The organism is uncultured Gimesia sp. (assembly GCF_963976445.1).
Lineage (GTDB): Bacteria > Planctomycetota > Planctomycetia > Planctomycetales > Planctomycetaceae > Gimesia.
Genome location: NZ_CAXBKP010000030.1, coordinates 25,519 through 47,580, shown reverse-complemented (window position 1 = coordinate 47,580; position 22,062 = coordinate 25,519). Strand labels below are relative to the sequence as shown.

Genomic DNA, 22,062 nt, shown 5'->3' with positions numbered 1-22,062 from the left:
TTATGATCTAATTTTGAACTTAACATCTCTAGTTTACCTGCTTGACTGACGCAGTATCAATCCAGTGCTGCGTCAATCTCTTTTATTTTTGCGACACACCGGAAAGAGACCATGCCCCGTTCTGCTACGCCACAGGTTGCAATCTTTATTGAAACCTCAAAGACATTCGGTCGCGGAATAATACAGGGAATTTCAACGTATTCGCGAACGCATGGACCCTGGTCTATTTTTATTGACGAATGGGGACCAGCAACCTCAATTCCCGCCTGGATGAAACAGTGGGAAGGAGACGGCATTATCGCCAGAGTGCGTTCACAACAGATGTGCGAACGGCTTCAGCAATCTGGTGTACCGATAGTAGATACAATACACCAGGTTCCAGGCCTGAATCTTCCGGGTGTTTATTCCGATGATACTGCGATCGCTCAAATGGCTTTTGAACACTTACGGGATCGCCACTTAAGACAGTTTGCATTTGTGGGGGTAGAACGGGCCAACTGGTCACTGCGTCGTCGCAATGCATTCGCAGAGATTTCACGTCAGCAAGGATTCGAGTGTCATATTTATTCTCCCCTTTCGCGCAGGCGTTTTGCAGAAAGCTGGAATGGTGGCCAGGAAGATTTAGGAGACTGGCTGGAATCACTTCCGAAACCGGTCGGACTGATGGCCGCACATGACTTGCGTGCTTTATGTGTTTTGGATGCCTGCCGTCGTCGAAAGATTGCTGTTCCTGAACAGGTCGCTGTTGTCGGCGTTGATAATGATGATGTGTTTTGTGAAGTGATTGATCCCCCCCTCACCAGTATTTCACATCAGGCAGAAGAGATTGGTTACCAGGCAGCCGCCTTGCTCGGTCGCTTGATGCAAGGTGATTCCGCACCTGCTCAGCCAGTTATGCTGCCTCCCAGAACCCTGGTACCACGCAGATCAACCGACATCATTGCCGTCGATGACATGTCCATTGCCTTGGCACTGGAATTCATTAGGCGCAATGCGTGCAAACAAATCAATGTTCCTCTGATTGCGCGGCATGCGAAACTCTCCAGACGTTCTCTAGAACGGCGCTTTATGAAACTGATTGGCAAAACACCGCACCAGATACTTGCAGAAGAACGACTCCGCCGCGCTAAACAACTATTGATTGATACCGACTTCACACTCGAACAAATCGCGGCAATGGTCGGATTTTCCAGTGCCGCCTATCTGAGCGTCGTGATTAAAGAACATGCAAATTGCACACCGATTGAATTTCGTCTAAATGCGTGCCAGCCAGGAAATGAATAAAATGAAGTCGACTCCAGAACAGCGACATCACAGAATTGGTAGCCTATTGACTCCCCAATAGTTTACATCTAGAATTATCGTCTAAACATTTTTTGTCAGGAATCAACAATGACACAGGGTAATTTGCAACAAGAACTTAAAAAGAAACAACCCTTCACTTCACTGGAGCAGGAAGCGATTCTAAATATCTTGCGTACCAGTGATGTCTTTCACAATCAGTTCGGCAGATTATTTCGTGAGTATGGCTTGACACCTTCCCAGTATAATGTCCTGCGAATATTACGTGGTGAAGGAAAGCCAATGCCTTCCCTGGAGATCGCCAGTCGCATGGTGCAAGTTGTTCCAGCAATCACCGGGTTGCTGGATCGACTGCAGGCTCAAGATCTGATCAAACGAAACCGATGCACAGAAGATCGGCGCGTCGTATATATTCAAATCACTCCCAAGGCATTGAAACTGTTGAAAAAAATTGACGAACCTGATCTGTGCCTGCATCGCAAACTGGTCGGACATTTGAGTTCTGATGAACTCACTGAGCTCAGTCGACTTCTGGAAAAAGCGCGTGCCGCACTGACAGCGGCAAATCAAAACTAGTGCTTTGTCAAGCTAGAAATTGAAGGTTGGGGGTGTTGTTTACGTGCTCCGTTGTCGCACTCTCGTAATATCTATCAACCCCAAATTTAAACATGACACTCCACTAGGCTCTTTTATTGCTGTCTCGTTTTGATGAAATGCGGATCGGGTATCTTCTCCAGACTCTGCTATGTTTCAAAAGTCGAAAAGCGCACGAACCAGGCCATATCATCAATGCCGGCTTGACAATGAGCACAGCTTGTCGCTCGGCGGGTATCGTGATTGCTGTCAGAACTGGCTCAAACCGGGATTCCAGTGATCCTAATATTGGCCCAATTTCATGAAAGCTGTAACTGAAAAGTTTGACTCTAATCAGCTTATCTCAATTTCATGAGTGACATCAATTCAACACTTCCCCATACCCATAACAAATCAACAGTATCAAGTGCCCAAAAAAACTGAAACCTGCCACTTACTCCCCTGCCAGACGATACATTCCGAATTCGTCTTCAACAATTTACTGAATCTGCTCAACTTAAGCGGATCGGGCAATAATTCTTTCCTGTTTTTTAGACCTAATCTCTAATCTCTCGTTATAATATTCTGCTTCACAGCGGTTATTTTATAGAGAGTTTTTTAAGACAATAAAGGTGCGTTTCCCCCTTGCTTCTCACTACAATAGTGATTGAAAAGCCACTCCAACCACATACGTGCCTGTAAATGTTATTTCATTATGCATCATGTTTCAGTAAATTTAAATATATCCTGATCTTTATACTACAGCCCTGAATTGGGTAGAATGGAGTGTACTCCACTCAACACACACAAACGCCCACGCTCACGTATGAACACATCGACACGGAGCCAGAATCACGATGGATCATTGTTAAATCCACTCCCAGAGGAACGACAGAATGAATTACGGCTCCGATTGGCCATCAACACATATCACTCTCTTGAATCGTGTGCGTGTTCCCACCGATTCAGAAGCATGGAGAGAGTTTGTGAGAATATACGGGCCTTTAATTTACAATTACTGTCGGAAATTTCGATTGAACGACTGCGACTCGGAAGATGTCTGTCAGGAAGTATTCCGCCAAATCAGCACTTCTCTCAAATCTTTTGAATACAATCAAAAACTGGGACGATTCAGATCATGGTTGGGCACGGTTACCTATCATGAAATCTGTCATTTTTTAAAAAAAAACCAACGATTCAAGAATCAATCAGGGGAAAACGGACTTCAGGAATTTATCTATGAGCAGCCAGGCGAAATTGATGCGATGTGGGCTGATGAATTTTGTAGCCACATTTACACAACTGCTTTAGAGAATATTCGACCTGGATTTGATGAGAAAACCTGGAAGGCATTTGAGTTTACCTGGGTCAAAGATCTACCCTCTCAAGAAGTTGCGATGGAATTGGATACAGACATTACCTGGATCTACAAAGCAAAATGCCTGGTACAAAAAAAACTGAAGGAGGAAATTCAACGACTTTCATTTGATAGTGTTGTATTTCAAAAATAAGTTTATCTTGAGTCTTTCATGGAAAAGTGCATCTCGGAAAGTCTGTTATTCCAGTACCTCGTCAATGAACTTGACGAAGATGTGGGAGAACTTGTCAAGGAACATCTGAATCAATGCCCCCATTGCCAGAAAAAGGCGGAGTTGTACTCGGATGACGATGAACTCAAACAGTGGCACGAATCTCATCAGCGACTACAGGGAAACGATGATTCACAAAGATACCCCTTCAGCGAAGATCGATTAGATCGACTATTTAACTCAACCGTCTCCTCGATTCAACAGCCAAAACCGTACTCTCCAAAACGATCTGCTGTCAACAATCAGAACAGCAGCGTGTCGTTTAACAGCAAGCTGAATCAAGACACAATCAGAGTGATTGGCAATTATCATTTAATCAAAAAAATCGGCCAGGGAGGCATGGGGGTTGTCTACCAGGCAATTCATGCACATTTAAAAAAACAAGTCGTCCTTAAACTGCTACTGAATAACGACTGGGAGAATTCAAACCAGACACTCAGATTCTATCGCGAAATGGAACTTGTGGGACAACTGGACCATCCCAATATCGTCAAAGCCACTGATGCTGGTGAGGCAGATGATACCTGTTTTCTGGTCATGGAATCTTTAGAAGGCCATGACCTGAAAAAGATTCTGAAAACAGAACGCTCAATCTCGATCACAGCTGCATGCTCGATCTTGCGACAGTCTGCCAATGGATTTCAATATATCCACAACAACAAGCTGATCCACAGAGACATCAAACCCTCAAATCTGTTTCTAACAACAGATGGTCAGATTAAGATTCTTGACTTGGGCTTAGCAGGACTCAGCCATTCTGAAACGTCATTCAGTGACCTGACTGATAGTAATTGTATCATGGGTAGTGCCTACTATATGGCTCCCGAACAGGCACTGAGCGTCAAAACGATTGATCAACGCTCGGATATCTACAGCCTGGGTTGTACGTTCTACCAACTGCTCACAGGGCGGCTCCCGTTCAAAAGAAATACACCCGTCGAAACGATCATCGCACACCGGGAAGATATTGCGCCACGCTTCTCTGATTATTTGCCGGAAGTTCCCGAGGCACTGGAAGAATTATTCCAGTCGATGATCCAAAAAGATCCGAATGACAGAATTCAAACGATGGCTGAGGTCGTTAAAAAAGTGGATGAATTCCTGCTACAGGAACAGGATTCACTCATCCATGAAGCATCAGACACCAACCTGACTCATAGCCAGGAGTTGATTCAGCTATGCCAGAATACTGATTTATCACCTCCGGTTGAAGCGTTGAATCAGTACTCCAGTACTCTGTTTCAGCCGATGCATCGATTTTGGAACAAAAAAAAGATCTCCCTGGTGATTTTAGGAATTGTCCTATTGAACATCGGACTGTTTAGCATTTTTCCACTTTCACCCCCTCCTGTGATAAACGATGTTCTTATAATTTCCCCAGAAGAGGCTCAGGAACAAAGAGCTGCAGCGATTTGGGCTATGAAGCATGAATGCGAACTTACCCTGCTTCTGGCAAATGGCGTTAAAATGAATGTCAGCAATACGACAAAGGGCTTACCCGACGATGATTTTCAAATCATTACGCTTAAATATTTCCAAGATCAGCCCTTAACCCAAAACTCTCTGGCTCTTTTAAAAGGTATTATGAGCTTAAAAGAGCTCCGGTTAGACGACTGTGTGATTGGTGATAATGCACTTTCTTCGATCACAGGGCTCACCTCACTAACCATATTGGATCTTCATCATACAAAGCTCACAGACAAAGGCTTATCCCATATCAGTGGGTTAAAAAATCTGAAGACGCTCTCACTTAAACTAAACCCAAAGCTGACTGATAAGGGTCTAGAGGCCCTGAATCAACTGACGCGTTTAGAAGACGTAGATCTGGCCAGACTGAATGTCACAGACAAAGGGATCATTTTTATCCAGAATAATCCCAACTTGTCCAAACTGAACATATCAGAAACAAAAGTAAGTGATGCATCTATTTCACATCTCATCGCTCTCAAGGATCTGAAAGATCTATACCTGAAGAAGACTGTGATTTCAGAAAAAGGCATCGAAGAAATCGGAGATGCCTATGAAAATAGCCCCGTCAGATTTGATTAATAGCATTTACACTTAACGCTTATATCGACCCTATCCCCCAACCAGCACCACCGTTCCCCCCCTTGCCTATAAGACATAGTTGTGCACCTGCCCACTTGAACCTTACTGATGATTCTAAACTTGATCAGTTTGTCCCATTCTGAATACTTAACTTATGTATTTCACAGGAGGTTTAATCAACCGTTAAAAAGGGCCCCAAAATGGTAGGTAACGCTCTCTGGCCGAAATCGGACAGAATTAATCAACAGAATCAATTCTCTGCTCAAGCTAAAGTCCGTGAAGACAAAATTAGTATCGTGATTACCGCCAGAAACAACGCCTTATTCCTGGCAGAGGCCATCGAATCGGCCTTGAATCAAAGTATGTCCTGTGAAGTAATTTATTCCGATGACTGCAGCTTTGATGATTCAATCACAATTGCGAAGCGATATCTTGACCAGGGAGTCATCACCCTGGAAACGCCTTACCACCTTGGAGTCTGTGAAGCTCGAAACCGCGGTGCCGCTCAAGCGACAGGAAATTATCTTTTATTCTTGGATGGAGATGACATCCTGCCGCCTGACTATGTAAAAGAACACTGGGATGCCATCACGCCAACAACCCCTTTTGTTTATGGAGGAGCCGAAGCCTTTGGAGATTTCACAACGCTGTGGGATGCCCCGGAATGGACTCAAGGTCAACTCTGGTTAAGAAATTTTGTCAATACCTCTGCGCTATGGAACCGTCAAGCATTTGAGACGGCAGGTCGCTGGCAAAATAAAATCAATACCATGTGGGACTGGGATCTGGCTTTGCGAGGTGCAAGACTGGGTGCTCCCGCATTAAGTAAGGCGATTCTGAAATATCGCCAGCATACGAGTTCCTGGTCTGCGAATATACAAACCAAATATGAAAAAAGGCAAGAAGTCCTGTTACCACATATGCGCCGCGCGTGTGCCAAACTCAGCGTGGGATCCATTATCAGCGGCAGGCTTGCCAGCTTTTTTCCTCAATGGATGTCAGCTGTCGCCCAATCTGTCAATCTCATCAATTCCCAGGAACCAGTGGAACTGGTTCTATTGGATAATTCCAGAAATGAGAACACTCTCTCCCTAATCAGGGCTGAAGCCAATCGATATCAGAATACATTTGAAACGGTCAGAATCATCCCGCATCCTGTCTCTTTCTCTTTTTCAAACGAGAAAGAACGGAGAGATAAAGTGGCCAAATTTATGGCTCACTCCTGTAACCGCCTCAACGTGGAAATGAGAGGCGACCTGCACTGGCTGATCGAAGACGATATTCTGGTCCCGCTGGAAGCAGGTGCCAATCTGATGAAGCAACTGACTGATGGCTGGGTTCCGCCGAACGCCGTGAGTGGCTGCTATCGAAGCCGTCATGCAGAAACACAATTTGTTGGCGGACATTTTGACGACTATCATCTCGTCAACGCGTTTACTGAAATTGGCACTGAGACGACTCCCGTGGATTATTGCGGTACAGGTTGTCTCATGTTCTGGAAAGACCGAACACCCCGGTACTGGGACAGTCATTATCAGCATGCACCGGCACACGACTGGGAATGGTGTGCTCGAGTCAAACAAGCGGAAGGTGAGATCCTGATGCTGCCATCAGTCCATTGTGGCCATGTGAAATCGCCCGAAGAGATTCTCTATTGAATCTGGGAGGGGTAAAAAAGAAAAGCACAGGCTCACGTACACAAAGATAGGAAGCAGGCACTAGTCCCCTAACGTTGCGTGCTCTTTAAAAGCAAGTGAGCCCATGCATTTTCATGATTAGTTCATTCACGCTTATCACAGAAATGAATGACACCCTCTAATTGCATATAGGAATGCTAAAGGCATTTCTTCCTGGATATTTTTAAGTTTTCGATCATTTCTGATAAAAAACCAACGAGAACAGCTGAAACAATCGCACACACAGGGTTAGCATGTACACATTCGATCATATTAGATTTGATTTTTTCAAACCGATAATCACCCTAAGTCATTCTGATTTCTCTAGTTTTGAACTCTGTGCCCATCCAGCTACCAATCACTCTCGATTCATCCTCTACTGAAATTGCCCCTTACTCCTCAAATGGATTTGTCAAGTTTTGATCACCGACCATATACTGTACATATCCAACAACACACTAATCCTACGTTTGAGATTTACTTGTTTGAACATCATTTTCATTTGACATTTTATTGTTAACAATATACAAAGAACATCGTTAAACAATTTGTCTACTAGAGCTCTCAGATTAATTCTTCCTGGATACTGAAAATATCACCCTCCACTAATACACAGAATCGACTTCGAATCATCCCGTTATTGGTAAACACTTGAAGGAGAATTGAAATGAAATCGCCAGCGAACTCAAGGGGATTTACACTGATTGAACTACTGGTAGTGATCGCAATCATTGCAATTCTCATTGCACTTTTACTACCAGCGGTCCAGCAGGCACGAGAAGCAGCACGCAGAAGTACGTGCAAAAACAACATGAAACAGCTCGGACTCGCTTTTCATAATTATCTTGAAACTCATAAGGTTCTGCCTCCGGGTTATGTCCAAACGAGCCTGGCAGCGCGTAATGAAGCTACCTGGATCTCTTTAATACTCCCATTTATTGATCAGGCGAATCTCTACAATACAGCAGACTTCAACGCTTGCTTTGGATGTACCAGCGTCGGTGGGACGAATTATGAGTTGATTTCGAATGCGATTCCCATGCTGCAGTGTCCTACTGATCTGCCGGTCCCCTCACTCCCCTATAATGTCTTCGCTAGAGGTAATTATGTTGCCAGCAATGGTGTCGGACCGCTCGTCTCGGGCTATGGACTCGACCCCAGTCCTCCCGCACGCGGTGCTGCCGGAACCTTTGGTCAGAATTCTGCCAGAAAAATGCGGGACTTCCGGGATGGAAGCAGCAATACCATCGTTGTTTCGGAACTGCAAAAAGTTGAAAATGGAACCGACTTTCGCGGGGTCCTACATTATCCGGAAGGCCCCTTTTTCCACCATAACTTTACTCCGAATTCCAATGTTCCAGATCAATTGCGTACTGCTTTTTGCGACAGCAATGCCAAGCCAGCATGCACAGGCACATACACGGCACACAACAATCGTAATCTGCTCTATTCCGCGCGGAGCCTGCATACTGGAGGCGTACACACTCTTCTGGGAGATGGCGCAGTTCGTTTTATTAGTGAAAATATAGATTTAAACACGTGGCAAAATCTAGGCCTGTTGAATGACGGTAATGCCATTGGCGAGTTTTGATCTCTCACGCAATGCATTGTTATACATCATCAGTTTTTACAAGGGCAATGAAATGAATCATGTTCATATCTCACTGGAAAAGATTCCAAAGGATCAATGCTTGCCGTTTATTCCGAAGTCTCTCACAGGGACTTGTTTAAAATTATTTCTGCTCACGATCACCGTTTCATTTTTGACAGTCTATTTATCCGGTTGTTCCCAACCCACATCCGATGGTCCAGAACGCGCGGCTGTTAGCGGGCAGGTCAAATTCAAGGGTTCACCTGTAGAAGTTGGCACGATCACTTTTGCACCGGTCTCACCGAATGTGGGGCCTTCAACAGGCGCCAAAATCAGCGCAGGAGCATATTCGATCCCCCAAGACTCCGGACCGGTCATCGGAACGAATCGAGTTGAAATCACCGCTTATCAGAAAACCGGGAACAAAATTGAAGCGGGAACGCCCAACCCGCCAGGAACGATGGTTGATGAAGTAAAGTCAATCATCCCCAAAGAATACAATCAAAAAAGCAGCCTGACTGCTCAGATTGAGAGTGGAGATAATAAAAACACCGACTTTGATCTTGGTGATAAATAGGAATGGTTTTGATAACATTTCAGTTATTATTCATAATAGAACATTGTTCAATAGCGAAAAGCATCTCAGGTTTTAAGGAAATCAAATGAATGAGTCTCAGTTGGTCCGAGGTTTGGGCGAACAGATAGTTGAGCGTCTGAGAGAAGACATTTTCTCAGGAAGGATCGCCGAAGGAGAACGCTTACGTGAGATTGACCTGGCCGAACGATTCGCCGTTAGTCGCGGTCCGATTCGTGAAGCAATCCAACAGCTTGCCTGGGAGGGAATTGTCGAAACGGATCGGAACAAAGGCGCTCTGGTTTCTACTTCCGCCCCCAATGAAATCACAGAACTGATCATTCCGCTGCGTTGCACGATCGAAAAATATGCAGTCCGACTTTTTTTCGATAACTTAGCAGAAGAAGATTTCCTCGTTTGGGAAACGATACTTGAGAAAATGAAACGCGCGTGTGAAGCAAAGGACTTTGCCCTGATTTCGGAACACGACATTGCCTTTCATCGTGCGTTAGTCACGCGCTCTCATTCCCCTGACCTGTTAGCAATCTGGTCCTCCATTGTCTCGCGTGTGCGACGGCATTTTCGCGAATCCCATTTAAAATATACCAACCCGATTCAAATCTATGAAGAACATCTGCCCATACTCGACGCATTCAAAAATAAAAGCCTGGCGGAGTCACTGGAAGCGATTGAACAACATATTGAATAAATCAGATGAAATTCAGTTATGCACACTCAAATAAATCATCTTAAGACATTCCTGCTTCAAGGTCTGATCTGTTTCGGAATCTTTTCGAGCAGCTTGCAATCTGTCCGCGCAGAAGTAAAACCGAATCAGCCTGCGCAAACACAACAGGAACACTTTTTTGAACAGCACGTTCGCCCGCTGCTGATCAAGCATTGCATCGAATGCCATGGCCCCAAAAAACAGTTTGCAGAATTGCGGCTGGATTCTCGCGTGCATCTCCTCAAAGGGGGAGAAACAGGCCCTGCGATCAAAGTCAAGCACCCCAATGAAAGCCTCTTAATCAGCGCCGTCCGCCGTGAGTCACTCGAAATGCCTCCCGAGGAACCACTTAAAAAAGAAGAAATCGAAATTCTGTCGACATGGATCAGTCAAGGGGCTATCTGGCCTGAAACAGCAGCGATTGGCAACACCACAAAAGTCAACTTCGCGGAACACTGGGCGTTTCAACCCGTCCAAAATCCCAGCCGACCTAAAGTAAAAGAAACAAACTGGCCACAGAACGACATCGATTATTTCATTCTTTCCAAACTCGATGAACATCACCTCAAACCATCACAGCCTGCAAAACCAGCGACGCTCCTGCGGAGAATCTCCTGGGATCTCACCGGACTTGCCCCTTCACCTCAGCAGGCCAAACGCTTTGCCGAGAGTCAAAGTCCGCAATCGATCGAATCCGTGATTCAGCAACAACTCGCTTCCCCACACTATGGAGAACGCTGGGGCAGATACTGGCTTGATCTGGCACGGTATGCAGACACGAAAGGCTACGTTTTTTTTGAGAAGCCTGCGTTCCACATCGCATTCACTTACCGAGATTATGTGATCCAAAGCTTCAATCAAGATAAGCCTTTTAATCAGTTTATTCTGGAACAACTGGCCGCTGACTCATTGAAAGACCAGATTCCGCATCAGTCGCAAGCAGCACTGGGCTTCATCACCGTTGGTCCAAGATTCAAAAATGACATTCATGACATCATCTCCGACCGCATTGACGTAGTCACGCGTGGATTTCTGGGTTTAACAGTTGGCTGTGCTCGCTGTCATGACCACAAGTATGATCCCATTTCAATCGAAGACTATTATTCTCTGTACGGAGTCTTTCGAAATTCACTCGAGCCGATTGATCTCCCTTTTGTCAATGCAGAAAGTCTCCCTGCCCCACTGAAAGCGCAGGCACAAAACATAAAACAGGCCGCTGAGAATCTGGAACAACTTTATCAACAACAGTATGACAAAGTTTTGCACGATACTTACAAGAGACTAGCCGAGTATCTGAGCGTTGCACAATCACGCAGGGACGGGCCGGATACCGTGAAATTTGATGTCATCGTCGACGGTGATGATTTGAACCCGGAAGTCTTATTGAAGTGGCAAGAATTTCTGGATCTTACTGAAAAGGCGAACTCCCCGGTCTTCACCCTCTGGCATCAACTGGCAAAATTTCCCGACGATCAATTCGCCAGCCAGGCCCCAGCCTTACTCCAACAGGCAGTCAGAAACAAAAACAGCGATCCCCTGATTTCGCTCATCGCCTCTCATCTGTTAACCAGCAAACTTGAGAGCTTTCAGGATGTGATATTGAGCTACGAAAAGCTCTTTAAAAATATTGATCAGGAATGGGACAACTGGATCGTAGAAGCCCCCAAACCGGGTCATGAAACAAACCAGAAACCGTTGGCTCCACAAAAACAGACTTACCTGCAAGCCTTTTATAGCCCTGACTCGCCGTTAGTCACGCCGCGACACGGTTTTACCATCTTAAAACTGTTTCCGGATCGTAAATTACAGAAAAAAGTCCAAGAGCTAAACGCGGCTTTAGACACAGCCCGCGCAGGGGCACCGGTCGAACTGGCACAAATGCTGTCGCTACAGGACGCGGAGCAAATTATTGAACCACGAGTTTTTCGACGGGGAAACCCGGGAATGCCAGCACAGTCGATTCCCAGACGCTACCTGAGTTTTTTCAACCAGGTATCCGACAAGCCATTCACACAGGGGAGTGGCAGACTGGAACTTGCCAAAGCCATTGCATCACCCCAAAACCCACTCACTGCTCGCGTTATTGTGAATCGGGTCTGGCAGCATCACTTTGGACAGGGAATTGTTTCTACCCCCAGTGACTTTGGTATTCAGGGAGCGGCCCCCTCTCATCCCGAACTTCTAGACCATCTGGCAAGCTGGTTCATGCAGAATGGGTGGTCGATCAAAAAACTCCATCGCTATATCATGCAGTCTGCGACCTATCAACAACAAAGTATCTCACATGCAACGGGAGAGAAGCTAGATCCCGCAAACAAACTATTATGGAGAATGAATCGCCGGCGTCAGGACTTCGAAACCATGCGGGACAGTTTACTCCAGGTCAGTCACCAGTTGAATTTCAATATCGGCGGAAAATCGATTAATGGAATCACAGCGAATTCCAATCAACGCAGAACTTTATATACCTCCATTAATCGCCAAAACGTTCCCGGCCTGTTACGCATATTTGACTTCCCCTCTCCCGATGTCAGTAGTGGGAACCGCAATTCGACCTCAGTTCCGGGGCAATCACTGTTCCTGATGAATCACCCGCTCGTTCTGAAATCTGCCCAGATCCTGGGAGAAGAAGCGTCACAGGTTTCTGATCCCACAGCCGGTATCAGCCAGCTCTATCAGAATATTTTGCAACGCGCACCAACGCAGGAAGAATTGAGCGACATGCTGGCGTTTCTGAAAACAGATCAGGTTCCCACAAAACAAGCTCCCACAGCGTCTCAATGGGAGTATGGTTATGGCGCGTACGATCTGAAATCGAAAACATTATCAAATTTCAAAACAATTCCTTATTGGAACGGCAAACAGTACCAAGGCGGTGATCGACTGCCTGACCCTAAAATCGGCTGGGTCTTTTTAGATCAAACCGGCGGCCATCCAGGGAATGACCTGAAGCATGTCGCGGTGATTCGCTGGCGCGCCCCCGAAACGATGACGGTTTCCATCAAAGGCAGTTTTAAACACGAACTGCCGCAAGGAAATGGAGTGCGGGGGCGTGTACTGATCGCTGGCAAACAGGCTCTGGGACCATGGACCATTCATCAAAAGTCGGTGGAAACCAATCTCGACCAAGTCAAATTAAAAAAAGATCAAACGATTGATTTCATCGTCGATATCGCAGACCAGCTGGGGTTTGACTCATTTATCTGGTCGCCCGAAATCACAGTCCAACCAGTTGAAACAGCAGCAACTTCCAAAACAGATCGCAGTCAATTGACAGTGCGACACTGGAACTATTCCCAGGACTTCAGGGAACCAGACAATATCCATATCACGCCTTGGCAAAGTTTGGCTCAGATTTTATTGCTCTCCAACGAATTTCAGTTTATCGATTAATCCTGCAGGAAAACCATGCATCAATTCACACAATCTCTCCCCCCCTTCACCCGGCGCGAAATGCTGACGCGATCCGGCATGGGAATGGGAATGCTGGCGTTAGCAGGCCTGACAGAGAAGGAAAACGCACAGGCGGCAGGCAGCAAGACTCCAATTACCAGACATCATCCCGCCCAGGCCAAACAAGTCGTGCACCTGTTTATGAACGGCGGCCCTTCGCACGTGGATACGTTTGATCCGAAACCGTTACTCAATAAGTTTCATGGCAAGCCGCTCCCTAATCCAAATTTACCGACAGAACGAAAGACGGCTGGCGCCCTGGGGTCTCCTTTTCAGTTTAAAAAATATGGTGAATCCGGAATCGAGGTGAGCGAGCTGTTTCAGAAAACGGCCGCCCATATCGATGACATGTGCATCATTCGGTCGATGCACTCTGATATCCCGAATCATGAGCCTTCTTTACTTTTGATGAACTGTGGCGACAATGCCCTGCCTCGCCCCAGCTTCGGTTCCTGGGTGAATTACGGCCTCGGTTCACTCAACGAGAATCTTCCCGGTTTCGTTGTCCTCTGCCCGAATGGTTTTCCCGTTGTGGGTCCTAAAAACTGGCGTTCCGCTTTCCTGCCCGGCTCATTTCAAGGAACCCACCTGGATACGAAAGAAACGGACGTCTCGCGATTAATCGAAAACATCAATAACCCGCAATCGCCCCAACGTCAGCGCCGTCAACTCGATTTGTTACAAAAAATCAATCAGCGCCATCTGGCACAAAGAGGACACGACTCGCTACTCGAAGCCAGAATCCAGTCTTTCGAACTGGCTTACCGCATGCAATTTGAAGCATCGAATGTGCTTGATCTTTCCAAAGAACCGAAACACATCCACGAAATGTACGGCGATGGGTTACAAGGCCGCCAGCTATTGATGACCCGCCGCCTGCTCGAAAAGGGCGTCCGATTTATCCAAGTCTGGCATAGTGGCGGCCAGGCATGGGATCACCATAGTAATATTGAAAAAGGTCTCAGGCAGCTTTGTGGTCAATGGGATCAACCCATTGCCGCTTTTCTGACCGATTTAAAGCAACGAGGCATGCTCGATTCCACTTTGCTTCTCTGGGGCGGCGAATTTGGCAGAACCCCCGTCGCAGAACTTCCCGCCATGAACGGCCGCGACCACAACCACTATGGCTTCAGCATGTGGATGGCGGGCGGAGGAGTCAAAGGCGGACACGTCCATGGCGCAACCGATGAAACCGGTTTTGCGGCCTCTGAAAACAAAGTCCACGTGCATGACCTCCATGCCACAATGCTGCATTTACTGGGCATTGATCACGAAAAACTCACTTACCGCTACGCAGGCCGCGATTTCCGCTTGACCGATGTGCATGGCCACGTCGTGAAAGAAATCCTTGCGTAACCAATCTCTATTTTAAATCACACATTTCATTCAAGGCGCTTTAGATTCATGAAAATCGAACAAATCGTTTGTCAAATTTTGAGATCAGGATCCGTTACAAATAAAACAGCCAGTTGCCAGGATTCCGTTCTGGTCCGTATTAAAACTGACAATGGTCTGGAAGGAATCGGTGAAGCCGACTCTTCACCGGAAGTCGTCAAAGCAATCATCGACGCGCCCTATAGTCACAATGTCGCCTGTGGTTTAAGAGAACTCCTCATCGGTGAAAACCCACTGGAAACGGAACGACTCTGGCAGAAGATGTATCGGCACACCATGTACTTTGGCAGAACCGGCGTCACCATTACCGCGATGGCTGCCATCGATATGGCGCTCTGGGATTTGAAAGGCAAACATTTCGGCGAGCCGATCCATCGTCTATTAGGAGGTCAGCATCACACGGAATTCCAGGCCTATGCGTCGATTCTGTTTGGCAAAGATGGTCAGGAAACCTGTGACATCGCCCAGCGCTGGATTGAAAACGGCTACACGGCCGTCAAATTTGGTTGGGAACCGATGGGCCAGTCAGAAAAGCTCGATCTGGAACTCGTTGCCGGCGCCCGAGAAGGAATGGGAGATGGCACGTTATTAATTGATGCAGGCTGTGTCTGGGATGCCAGAACCGCGTTGCAGCGCGCACATGCATTTTCCGATTACAACATCGGCTGGCTCGAAGAACCGCTGTTCCCGCACGATGTCGCCGGCTACGCCTGGCTCAAAGATCGTTCGCCCGTTCCGATTGCCGCGGGAGAAGAAGAATGTGGCCGCGAATCATTCCGTCCTTATTTCGATCAACGCGCCCTCGACGTTTATCAAATTGACCTGGCCCGCAACGGTTTCACAGAAGCCTCTTACCTGAAACAACGAGTCGCAGAAATTGGCGCGCGGCCCTGTAATCACTGTTACACCAGCCCGATCACCGTCGCAGCCAGCCTGCACTGGCTGGCGACCTGCAAAGACGCATTCATCTTCGAAGACTGTGTCGAAGACGAACCACTGAGACACGAATTGACCTACGAAAAAGTACAGGCGGAAAATGGCGTGATTCAAGTCCCCAATCGACCAGGACTCGGAATTACGCTGAATGAAGAATTCATCGCAGCGCACGTCGTCTCAGAATCGAAATAAATCCAACACATGATTTCCCCCCCCCTTAATCAAAAGAATCAGCCCGATGACTCAAACTCCCATTCAAACGAAGATTGATTTCGACAAACCCGGAATTCAGTGGGGCACGCTGAATATCCCTTTCTCTTATAACCTCAGTGGCTGGGCACAACTGCAGATTCCCATTTCCACAATGGCGCACGGCGAAGGCCCTACTGTGCTCCTGATGGCGGGGAATCATGGCGATGAATATCCAGGCCAGATTGCCATTATGAAATTGATGAAAACTCTCAATCTGGAAGAGATTTCAGGACGCATTATTTTCATCCCTGCGATTAACATTCCTGCAGCCAAAGCAGCCACCCGGCTTTCTCCCCTGGATGGTAAGAATTTGAACCGCTGCGCCCCCGGTAATGCAGACGGCACAGTGACTGACATCATGGCGCATTACCTGACACACGAACTCTTTCCACGGGTCGACGTTGTCATCGACTTGCATACCGGCGGTCGCGGCGTCTATTTTTATCCATGTGCCCATATGCATCTGGTCGAAGATCGAGAACAACGCCGCCGAATGGCGCAAGCAACTCAGGCTTATAATACCGATTTCGCATTTCTCTATGCCGATATCGCCGGCAAAGGACTCCTGCCTGTCGAAGCGGAAAGATTGGGAAAAACGGTCGTCACCACCGAAATGGGAGGTGGCGAAGTCACAAACGCTGCCGTCCATCGGCTCTCTCAGGAGGGGCTGCAGAATGTATTGATCCACCTGAAAGTGCTGCAAGGCGAAGAAAAAAGTCGCTCTGATTTAGAGCTGCCTCCGACTCGCTGGATCCAGGCACTGGATGCGGAAGATTATATTTTCTCCCCAGAGTCCGGTCTCTTCGAAAGTTTTGTGGATGTCGGAGCTGACGTTTCTGAGGGGCAACCATTGGGAGCACTCTACTTCCTCGAACGTCCCGATCGCGAACCAACGATCATTCACGCCAATTCCGACGGTATCGCCATTGCCCATCGCGGCCCTACTCTGACCAGTCAGGGAGATATTCTGTTCTGTCTGGCGCATGATGTAGATCAGGCAGTTCTGAAAACATTTGAATAACCGCGTGTTTCTCAACAACAGGGATACCCCACATGAGTTGGTTGGACTGGTTAATCGTTTTCGTTCTGAATGGGTCGGTCATCGCGTTTGGCTTTTATCTGGCTCGTGGTACCAAATCCAGCAGTGACTGGTTCCTGGGAGGACGGTCTCTCCCCTGGTGGGGTTTAGGTCTCTCGATTTTCGCGACCAGTGTCGACAATGCTGATGCCGTCTCGTTGACGGGATATGCTTATAACCACGGCATGCACATCATCACGGCCTTTACACTCGCCAGTGTCTGCGGGGCCATCCTGGCTTCGTTTATCGTTGTGCCGGTCTTATATCGCGGCGGTTTTTATACCAACGCGGAATACTTGGAAACCCGGTACGGAAAATCCATTCGAACAATCAGTGCGCTGATTCAGATTCAATACCGGACCAGTATGCTGGGGCTGATGATCTGGTCGATCTATCTGATGTTACAGGGAATTCTCGAATTTTCACCAGTCCAATGCTGGGCTTTGATTGTCTTGCTGGTCATTTTCACTGCTGCCTACACAACCTGGGGCGGCCTGACCTCGGTGGTCTGGACCGATGCATTACAGAGCCTGATCATGATGGCCGGAGGCATTACCATATTCTGCGCCGTCTGGTCTGCCAGCGGAGGCTGGTCTGCCACCGTTCAAAAACTATCCGAGTCGACCGACGCGAATGGACAGCCCTTGATCAACTGGCTACACATCGGCCAATTTCAAGACAGTCAATCAACGTCTCCCTATCTGATTGTCATCGGCTGGACCATTGTAGGCCTGGGATATTACACCGTGAATCATACTCAAACCATGCGACTGATGGGGGCACGTTCGCTATGGGATATGAAAATGGCAACGCTGTTTGGCTGCCTGCTGATTATGCCCATCATGATCGGCACCACGTTGATGGGCGTCATGGGGCGTGTCATCGTTCCCGAGTTTACTGACCATTCCACAGCCGACCAGCTGTTTCCCTATTTTGCGAATCAGTTTTTGGCCCCCGGCTTCAAAGGCCTGGTTGTCGCCGGAATTCTGTCCGCCGCCATCAGTACCTTCGATTCAATCGGCTCCGCTTTATCGGCTCTGTTTACCCGCGACATTTACGCACGCTGGATTTGTACGGACCAGACTGAAAAGCACTACTTGAAAGTCACGCGTTGGGCCACCATCGGCATCCTGTTGATGGGTTTCCTCTATATCCCGTTCATTGTCCGTTATGACAATATGATCCAAGCCTTCCGCACCCTGATTCCCATTTTTGTCACCCCCTTATTTACGATTTATCTGTTAGGCGTGCTGACTCGGGTCCCGCGCGAAAGCGGCCTTGTCGGACTGCTCGCTGGCTCTCTGTTCGGACTACTGGGGTTCATCGATCGCGAACTCGTTGACCTTGAATGGCTCAGCCCAGTGCTTACCGAAAAATGGTACGCCTTCCCCTGCTCCATGATCGTAACGACCATCGCCATGTTTGCAGCAGCGACGAAATGGGGCTGGCTGAAAAAAGAAGCGCCCCTGAAACAGAAACAGCCTGAAGTTTCACCGAAGCACGACTGGCTCTCCGAGAGTCGTCAGGAATTACTCGAGATCAAACTCTCTCCGTTTTCAAAACCAGTTCCACAATATCTAAACCCTAACTGGTACGCGATTTTACTAATCGCAATTTCCTTCTGGATTATCTTTGGTTACTTCTGGTAACAGACTTTCAAGCCAATCTTTATAGATGAATGATTTTATTATGAACTCATGTCGAATGATTCTTACCATCTTTGTTTTGAAAACGGCAATTGCGATGTCGGTCTTCGCTGCCGATCCGGTGTTGGAACAGTCGGCTCCCCAAGATTTCGAATTCATCGCAAACTGCGATCAAACCAGGCAACGTTATGTCATGATTCTACCCGAAGCATTTTCGAATCAGGAACCACATTCGGTATTAATCGCACTGCACGGCCATGGCTCTGATCGCTGGCAGTTCATCAAAGACAAGCGAGGCGAGTGCCAGGCAGCACGCGATATCGCTCAGAAATATCACATGATCTATATTTCTCCCGACTACCGTGCACGGACCTCATGGATGGGTCCCAAAGCCGAAGCGGATCTGATTCAAATCATCAACGACCTAAAATCGAACTATAAAATCAAGCACGTGTTTTTGTGTGGGGGATCCATGGGGGGATCTTCGAGCCTGACCTTTGCAGCGCTTCATCCCGAATTGATCGCTGGGGTCGCCGCGATGAATCCCACGGCCAATCATCTGGAATACGACAAATTTCAAACAGCTATCCAGACATCCTTCGGCGGGACGAAACAGGAAATTCCCCACGAATATAAAAAACGGAGTGCCGAGTATTGGCCGGAAAAATTAACCATGCCTCTTAGTATTTCGGTCGGCGGTCAGGATCAACTGGTTCCCCCTGACAGCGCTCGACGCTTGAGCAAGGTTCTCAAACAGCTCAACGATAACGTGCTGCTGATCGACCGTCCCCAACAAGGTCACGCGACGTCGTATGAAGACAGTGTTTCCATTTTGGAATTTGTGATCCAACGAACATCACAAAAGAAAAACTAAAACACCAGCTACCGGCTACCGGCTACCGGCTACTGACCGATTTGAGTTTCGCTACGCAGCAGATTGCCACGATTCAGCAACTCTTCGGTCGGCACAACCACCTTCGGTTGTAACTGGTAGGTAAACTCGTGCCGATTCGTGACCTCGAACGGCAAGAGATTATCAGAGACGGCATCCAGCGGAAATGTCTGATACCAGGGCGTCTTCACTTTTTGCATCACAGTCTGCGTTTCATAGCCATCTTTGGTGAGTGTGATTTCACGAGTACCATAATAAGTGAAATCAACCGATGCCGGCGTATACCCGATTTCGTCTCCATCGACCTTGACCAGCGCCCCCGTCGGGACCGAACGTATGGTCATTCTCCGATGCACACAGCCGATTTGACTGCCTGAGACCAACACCAATAGCGCAACAATCAGCCAACGTTTCACAGAAACGGAGAGGGTTGAATTTGAATTTACAGGTGGAACAGAATCGGACATGGACGGTTTGAATGAAATTGACAACGACTAAAAAAGTGAGAGCGCAGGCTCTAAAGCCTGATTCCGGAGCGGGGATTCTACTTAACTTCCCAATTTCTGCCAAGAGAAGTTTCATTATGACGGCGCCTCGAACAACACAGCAAACACTTATGTAATAACGACTTACGCACTTACACTAAAACAGGATCAATAAACAGAAACCTGCGAACCTGATCCCCCTGAAATGTTTCTCACTATCACTGAGGCCTTGAAAGAAGCAGTTTTATGGTGTTTCACCGATTATTTTGAAGACAAAAGCGGGTAAGTGACTCGGTTATCTTGAATTTCTTCCGCGGGCGTGCGATAAAGTGCGAATAAATAGTAAGTTATCGATCTCTGAGCCAGTACATCAGGATCGTTAACCAAATCGGGACGTGGCGCAGCCTGGTAGCGCGCTACACTGGGGGTGTAGAGGTCGCAGGTTCAAATCCTGTCGTCCCGACTTCTTTCAAAAAGCTTAAATCTCTTTAAACGTTGTGAAGACAACTGTTGACGGGATTTAAGCTTTTTCTTTTCCCCCCTACTCAACCGTAGCGGTTTCGGTAAACTTACAAATACGCACAAGCACTCTCTCAGTCGGTTTACTAAATTTTCGTTTACAGTCTTAGCTGAACTGCCACGCAAGCTACTCAACGAACAAACTCTCCACAACAATCAAACAGGAAATAGCAATGCAGAAACGGAAACTGGGAAACAGTAATCTGGAAGTATCCGCACTGGGACTCGGCTGCATGGGCCTGAGCTTCGGGTACGGTAAGCCTGTTGAAGAGCAAGCAGGAATTGCTTTGATCAGAACGGCTGTCGATCTGGGCATTAATTTTTTTGATACGGCCGAGGTCTATGGAGCGTACACGAACGAAGAACTGGTTGGCAAAGCGTTGGCACCCGTCCGTGACAAGGTAGTCATTGCCACCAAATTTGGATTCGCAATTGATGAGCAGGGTAATCAGACAGGTCTCGACAGCCGCCCGGAGCACATCCGGGAAGTTGTTGAAGCGTCTCTGAAGCGGCTACAGACCGACCACATTGATCTGCTCTATCAACATCGAGTTGACCCCAACGTGCCTATCGAAGATGTCGCTGGAACGGTTAAAGAACTGATTCAGGCAGGCAAGGTTCAACATTTTGGTTTGTCCGAAGCGGGCGTAGAAGTCATCCGCCGCGCCCATACAGTGCAACCTGTGACCGCACTACAAAGTGAATATTCACTGTGGTGGAGAGAACCGGAAGAAGCAATTTTCCCAATACTCGAAGAACTGGGGATCGGCTTTGTCCCCTTCAGCCCCCTCGGGAAAGGTTTTTTGACCGGTAAGATCGACGAATCCACTACGTTCGACAGTAGCGACTTTCGCAACAAAGTCCCGCGATTCTCGCCGGAAAATCGGAAAGCAAACTTGGAACTGATTGAGCTTCTTGATCGGATCGCGAAGCGTAACAACGCAACGACAGCACAAATCGCGTTAGGCTGGCTGCTGGCCCAAAAGTCCTGGATTGTTCCCATTCCGGGGACGACCAAATCACATCGTCTCGAGGAGAACATCGCAGCATCTGAGATCAAGCTCTCTGAATCCGATCTCTCTGAAATCGAGAATGCCGCTGCTCAGATCAAAGTGAAAGGGGATCGATACCCTGAGGCCGCAATGAAAATGATCAATCGCTGAGAACCGACAACTGAAACGGGCATGCGCGATCTTGTCAGCTGGAAATCCGCCCGATAAATTGACATTCAACCTGTTTAGAAAATGGAATATATGCTGATCTGGTACAACGCCCTACACTAGAGTGTAGCGGTCGCAGGTTCAAATCCTATCGCCCCAATTCCG

16 protein-coding genes and 1 tRNA gene are annotated in these 22,062 nt (G+C 47.6%); 16 read left to right on the top strand and 1 reads right to left on the bottom strand.

Annotation, left to right across the window (positions count from 1 at the left end):
* Positions 1–111: 111 nt before the first annotated feature.
* From AAC022_RS23580 to AAC022_RS23515, 14 genes are all read left to right on the top strand, one after another.
* Positions 112–1,284, top strand: coding sequence for a XylR family transcriptional regulator (locus AAC022_RS23580; protein WP_339735098.1), 1,173 nt, complete (start codon positions 112–114; stop codon positions 1,282–1,284).
* Between the two features lie 108 nt (positions 1,285–1,392).
* Complete coding sequence (locus tag AAC022_RS23575) at positions 1,393–1,878, top strand: MarR family transcriptional regulator (RefSeq protein WP_339735096.1); 486 nt, start codon at positions 1,393–1,395, stop codon at positions 1,876–1,878.
* An 893-nt stretch (positions 1,879–2,771) separates the two neighbouring features.
* Positions 2,772–3,386 carry a sigma-70 family RNA polymerase sigma factor gene (locus AAC022_RS23570; RefSeq protein ID WP_339735094.1) on the top strand — a complete coding sequence of 205 codons (615 nt, stop codon included), beginning with the start codon at positions 2,772–2,774 and terminating at the stop codon, positions 3,384–3,386.
* 18 nt (positions 3,387–3,404) lie between these two features.
* Positions 3,405–5,513 (top strand): protein kinase, encoded by a 2,109-nt coding sequence (locus AAC022_RS23565; protein WP_339735092.1) that lies wholly within the window; start codon positions 3,405–3,407, stop codon positions 5,511–5,513.
* A 200-nt stretch (positions 5,514–5,713) separates the two neighbouring features.
* The gene (locus tag AAC022_RS23560) at positions 5,714–7,171 is read left to right on the top strand and encodes a glycosyltransferase family 2 protein (protein WP_339735090.1); all 1,458 of its coding nucleotides are present in this window, start codon (positions 5,714–5,716) and stop codon (positions 7,169–7,171) included.
* A 685-nt stretch (positions 7,172–7,856) separates the two neighbouring features.
* The gene (locus AAC022_RS23555; RefSeq protein ID WP_339735088.1) at positions 7,857–8,780 is read left to right on the top strand and encodes a DUF1559 domain-containing protein; all 924 of its coding nucleotides are present in this window, start codon (positions 7,857–7,859) and stop codon (positions 8,778–8,780) included.
* Positions 8,781–8,832: 52 nt separating this feature from the next.
* Complete coding sequence (locus AAC022_RS23550) at positions 8,833–9,357, top strand: hypothetical protein (RefSeq protein WP_339735086.1); 525 nt, start codon at positions 8,833–8,835, stop codon at positions 9,355–9,357.
* An 85-nt stretch (positions 9,358–9,442) separates the two neighbouring features.
* Positions 9,443–10,063: a GntR family transcriptional regulator gene (locus AAC022_RS23545; RefSeq protein ID WP_339735084.1), complete on the top strand. Its 621-nt coding sequence runs from the start codon at positions 9,443–9,445 to the stop codon at positions 10,061–10,063.
* A gap of 18 nt (positions 10,064–10,081) precedes the next feature.
* On the top strand, positions 10,082–13,474 hold the full coding sequence (locus tag AAC022_RS23540; protein WP_339735082.1) for a PSD1 and planctomycete cytochrome C domain-containing protein: 3,393 nt from the start codon (positions 10,082–10,084) through the stop codon (positions 13,472–13,474).
* Positions 13,475–13,489: 15 nt separating this feature from the next.
* Complete coding sequence (locus AAC022_RS23535) at positions 13,490–14,890, top strand: DUF1501 domain-containing protein (RefSeq protein ID WP_339735080.1); 1,401 nt, start codon at positions 13,490–13,492, stop codon at positions 14,888–14,890.
* A gap of 48 nt (positions 14,891–14,938) precedes the next feature.
* Positions 14,939–16,057 (top strand): mandelate racemase/muconate lactonizing enzyme family protein, encoded by a 1,119-nt coding sequence (locus tag AAC022_RS23530; protein WP_339735078.1) that lies wholly within the window; start codon positions 14,939–14,941, stop codon positions 16,055–16,057.
* A gap of 46 nt (positions 16,058–16,103) precedes the next feature.
* The gene (locus AAC022_RS23525) at positions 16,104–17,138 is read left to right on the top strand and encodes a succinylglutamate desuccinylase/aspartoacylase family protein (protein ID WP_339735076.1); all 1,035 of its coding nucleotides are present in this window, start codon (positions 16,104–16,106) and stop codon (positions 17,136–17,138) included.
* A 32-nt stretch (positions 17,139–17,170) separates the two neighbouring features.
* A complete protein-coding gene (locus AAC022_RS23520) occupies positions 17,171–18,844 on the top strand; it encodes a sodium/solute symporter (RefSeq protein WP_339735075.1) in 1,674 nt (557 codons plus the stop codon).
* Between the two features lie 40 nt (positions 18,845–18,884).
* Positions 18,885–19,715 (top strand): alpha/beta fold hydrolase, encoded by an 831-nt coding sequence (locus AAC022_RS23515; RefSeq protein ID WP_339735073.1) that lies wholly within the window; start codon positions 18,885–18,887, stop codon positions 19,713–19,715.
* 29 nt (positions 19,716–19,744) lie between these two features.
* Here the strand turns inward: AAC022_RS23515 and AAC022_RS23510 are convergent, their stop codons facing one another.
* Positions 19,745–20,077 carry a PEGA domain-containing protein gene (locus AAC022_RS23510; protein WP_339735071.1) on the bottom strand — a complete coding sequence of 111 codons (333 nt, stop codon included), beginning with the start codon at positions 20,075–20,077 and terminating at the stop codon, positions 19,745–19,747.
* A gap of 530 nt (positions 20,078–20,607) precedes the next feature.
* Here AAC022_RS23510 and AAC022_RS23505 point away from each other — a divergent pair.
* Together AAC022_RS23505 and AAC022_RS23500 are read left to right on the top strand one after the other, a co-directional pair.
* Positions 20,608–20,681 (top strand) — tRNA-Pro (locus AAC022_RS23505).
* A gap of 229 nt (positions 20,682–20,910) precedes the next feature.
* Positions 20,911–21,900 (top strand): aldo/keto reductase, encoded by a 990-nt coding sequence (locus tag AAC022_RS23500; protein WP_339735069.1) that lies wholly within the window; start codon positions 20,911–20,913, stop codon positions 21,898–21,900.
* Positions 21,901–22,062 lie beyond the last annotated feature (162 nt).

Excerpts from the sequence above, each read along its gene's own strand:
- AAC022_RS23580 (WP_339735098.1), top strand. The coding sequence starts at position 112 with ATGCCCCGTTCTGCTACGCCACAGGTTGCAATCTTTATTGAAACCTCA.
- AAC022_RS23575 (WP_339735096.1), top strand. The coding sequence starts at position 1,393 with ATGACACAGGGTAATTTGCAACAAGAACTTAAAAAGAAACAACCCTTC.
- AAC022_RS23570 (WP_339735094.1), top strand. The coding sequence starts at position 2,772 with ATGAATTACGGCTCCGATTGGCCATCAACACATATCACTCTCTTGAAT.
- AAC022_RS23565 (WP_339735092.1), top strand. The coding sequence starts at position 3,405 with ATGGAAAAGTGCATCTCGGAAAGTCTGTTATTCCAGTACCTCGTCAAT.
- AAC022_RS23560 (WP_339735090.1), top strand. The coding sequence starts at position 5,714 with ATGGTAGGTAACGCTCTCTGGCCGAAATCGGACAGAATTAATCAACAG.
- AAC022_RS23555 (WP_339735088.1), top strand. The coding sequence starts at position 7,857 with ATGAAATCGCCAGCGAACTCAAGGGGATTTACACTGATTGAACTACTG.
- AAC022_RS23550 (WP_339735086.1), top strand. The coding sequence starts at position 8,833 with ATGAATCATGTTCATATCTCACTGGAAAAGATTCCAAAGGATCAATGC.
- AAC022_RS23545 (WP_339735084.1), top strand. The coding sequence starts at position 9,443 with ATGAATGAGTCTCAGTTGGTCCGAGGTTTGGGCGAACAGATAGTTGAG.
- AAC022_RS23540 (WP_339735082.1), top strand. The coding sequence starts at position 10,082 with ATGCACACTCAAATAAATCATCTTAAGACATTCCTGCTTCAAGGTCTG.
- AAC022_RS23535 (WP_339735080.1), top strand. The coding sequence starts at position 13,490 with ATGCATCAATTCACACAATCTCTCCCCCCCTTCACCCGGCGCGAAATG.
- AAC022_RS23530 (WP_339735078.1), top strand. The coding sequence starts at position 14,939 with ATGAAAATCGAACAAATCGTTTGTCAAATTTTGAGATCAGGATCCGTT.
- AAC022_RS23525 (WP_339735076.1), top strand. The coding sequence starts at position 16,104 with ATGACTCAAACTCCCATTCAAACGAAGATTGATTTCGACAAACCCGGA.
- AAC022_RS23520 (WP_339735075.1), top strand. The coding sequence starts at position 17,171 with ATGAGTTGGTTGGACTGGTTAATCGTTTTCGTTCTGAATGGGTCGGTC.
- AAC022_RS23515 (WP_339735073.1), top strand. The coding sequence starts at position 18,885 with ATGAACTCATGTCGAATGATTCTTACCATCTTTGTTTTGAAAACGGCA.
- AAC022_RS23510 (WP_339735071.1), bottom strand. The coding sequence starts at position 20,077 with ATGACCATACGTTCGGTCCCGACGGGGGCGCTGGTCAAGGTCGATGGA.
- AAC022_RS23500 (WP_339735069.1), top strand. The coding sequence starts at position 20,911 with ATGCAGAAACGGAAACTGGGAAACAGTAATCTGGAAGTATCCGCACTG.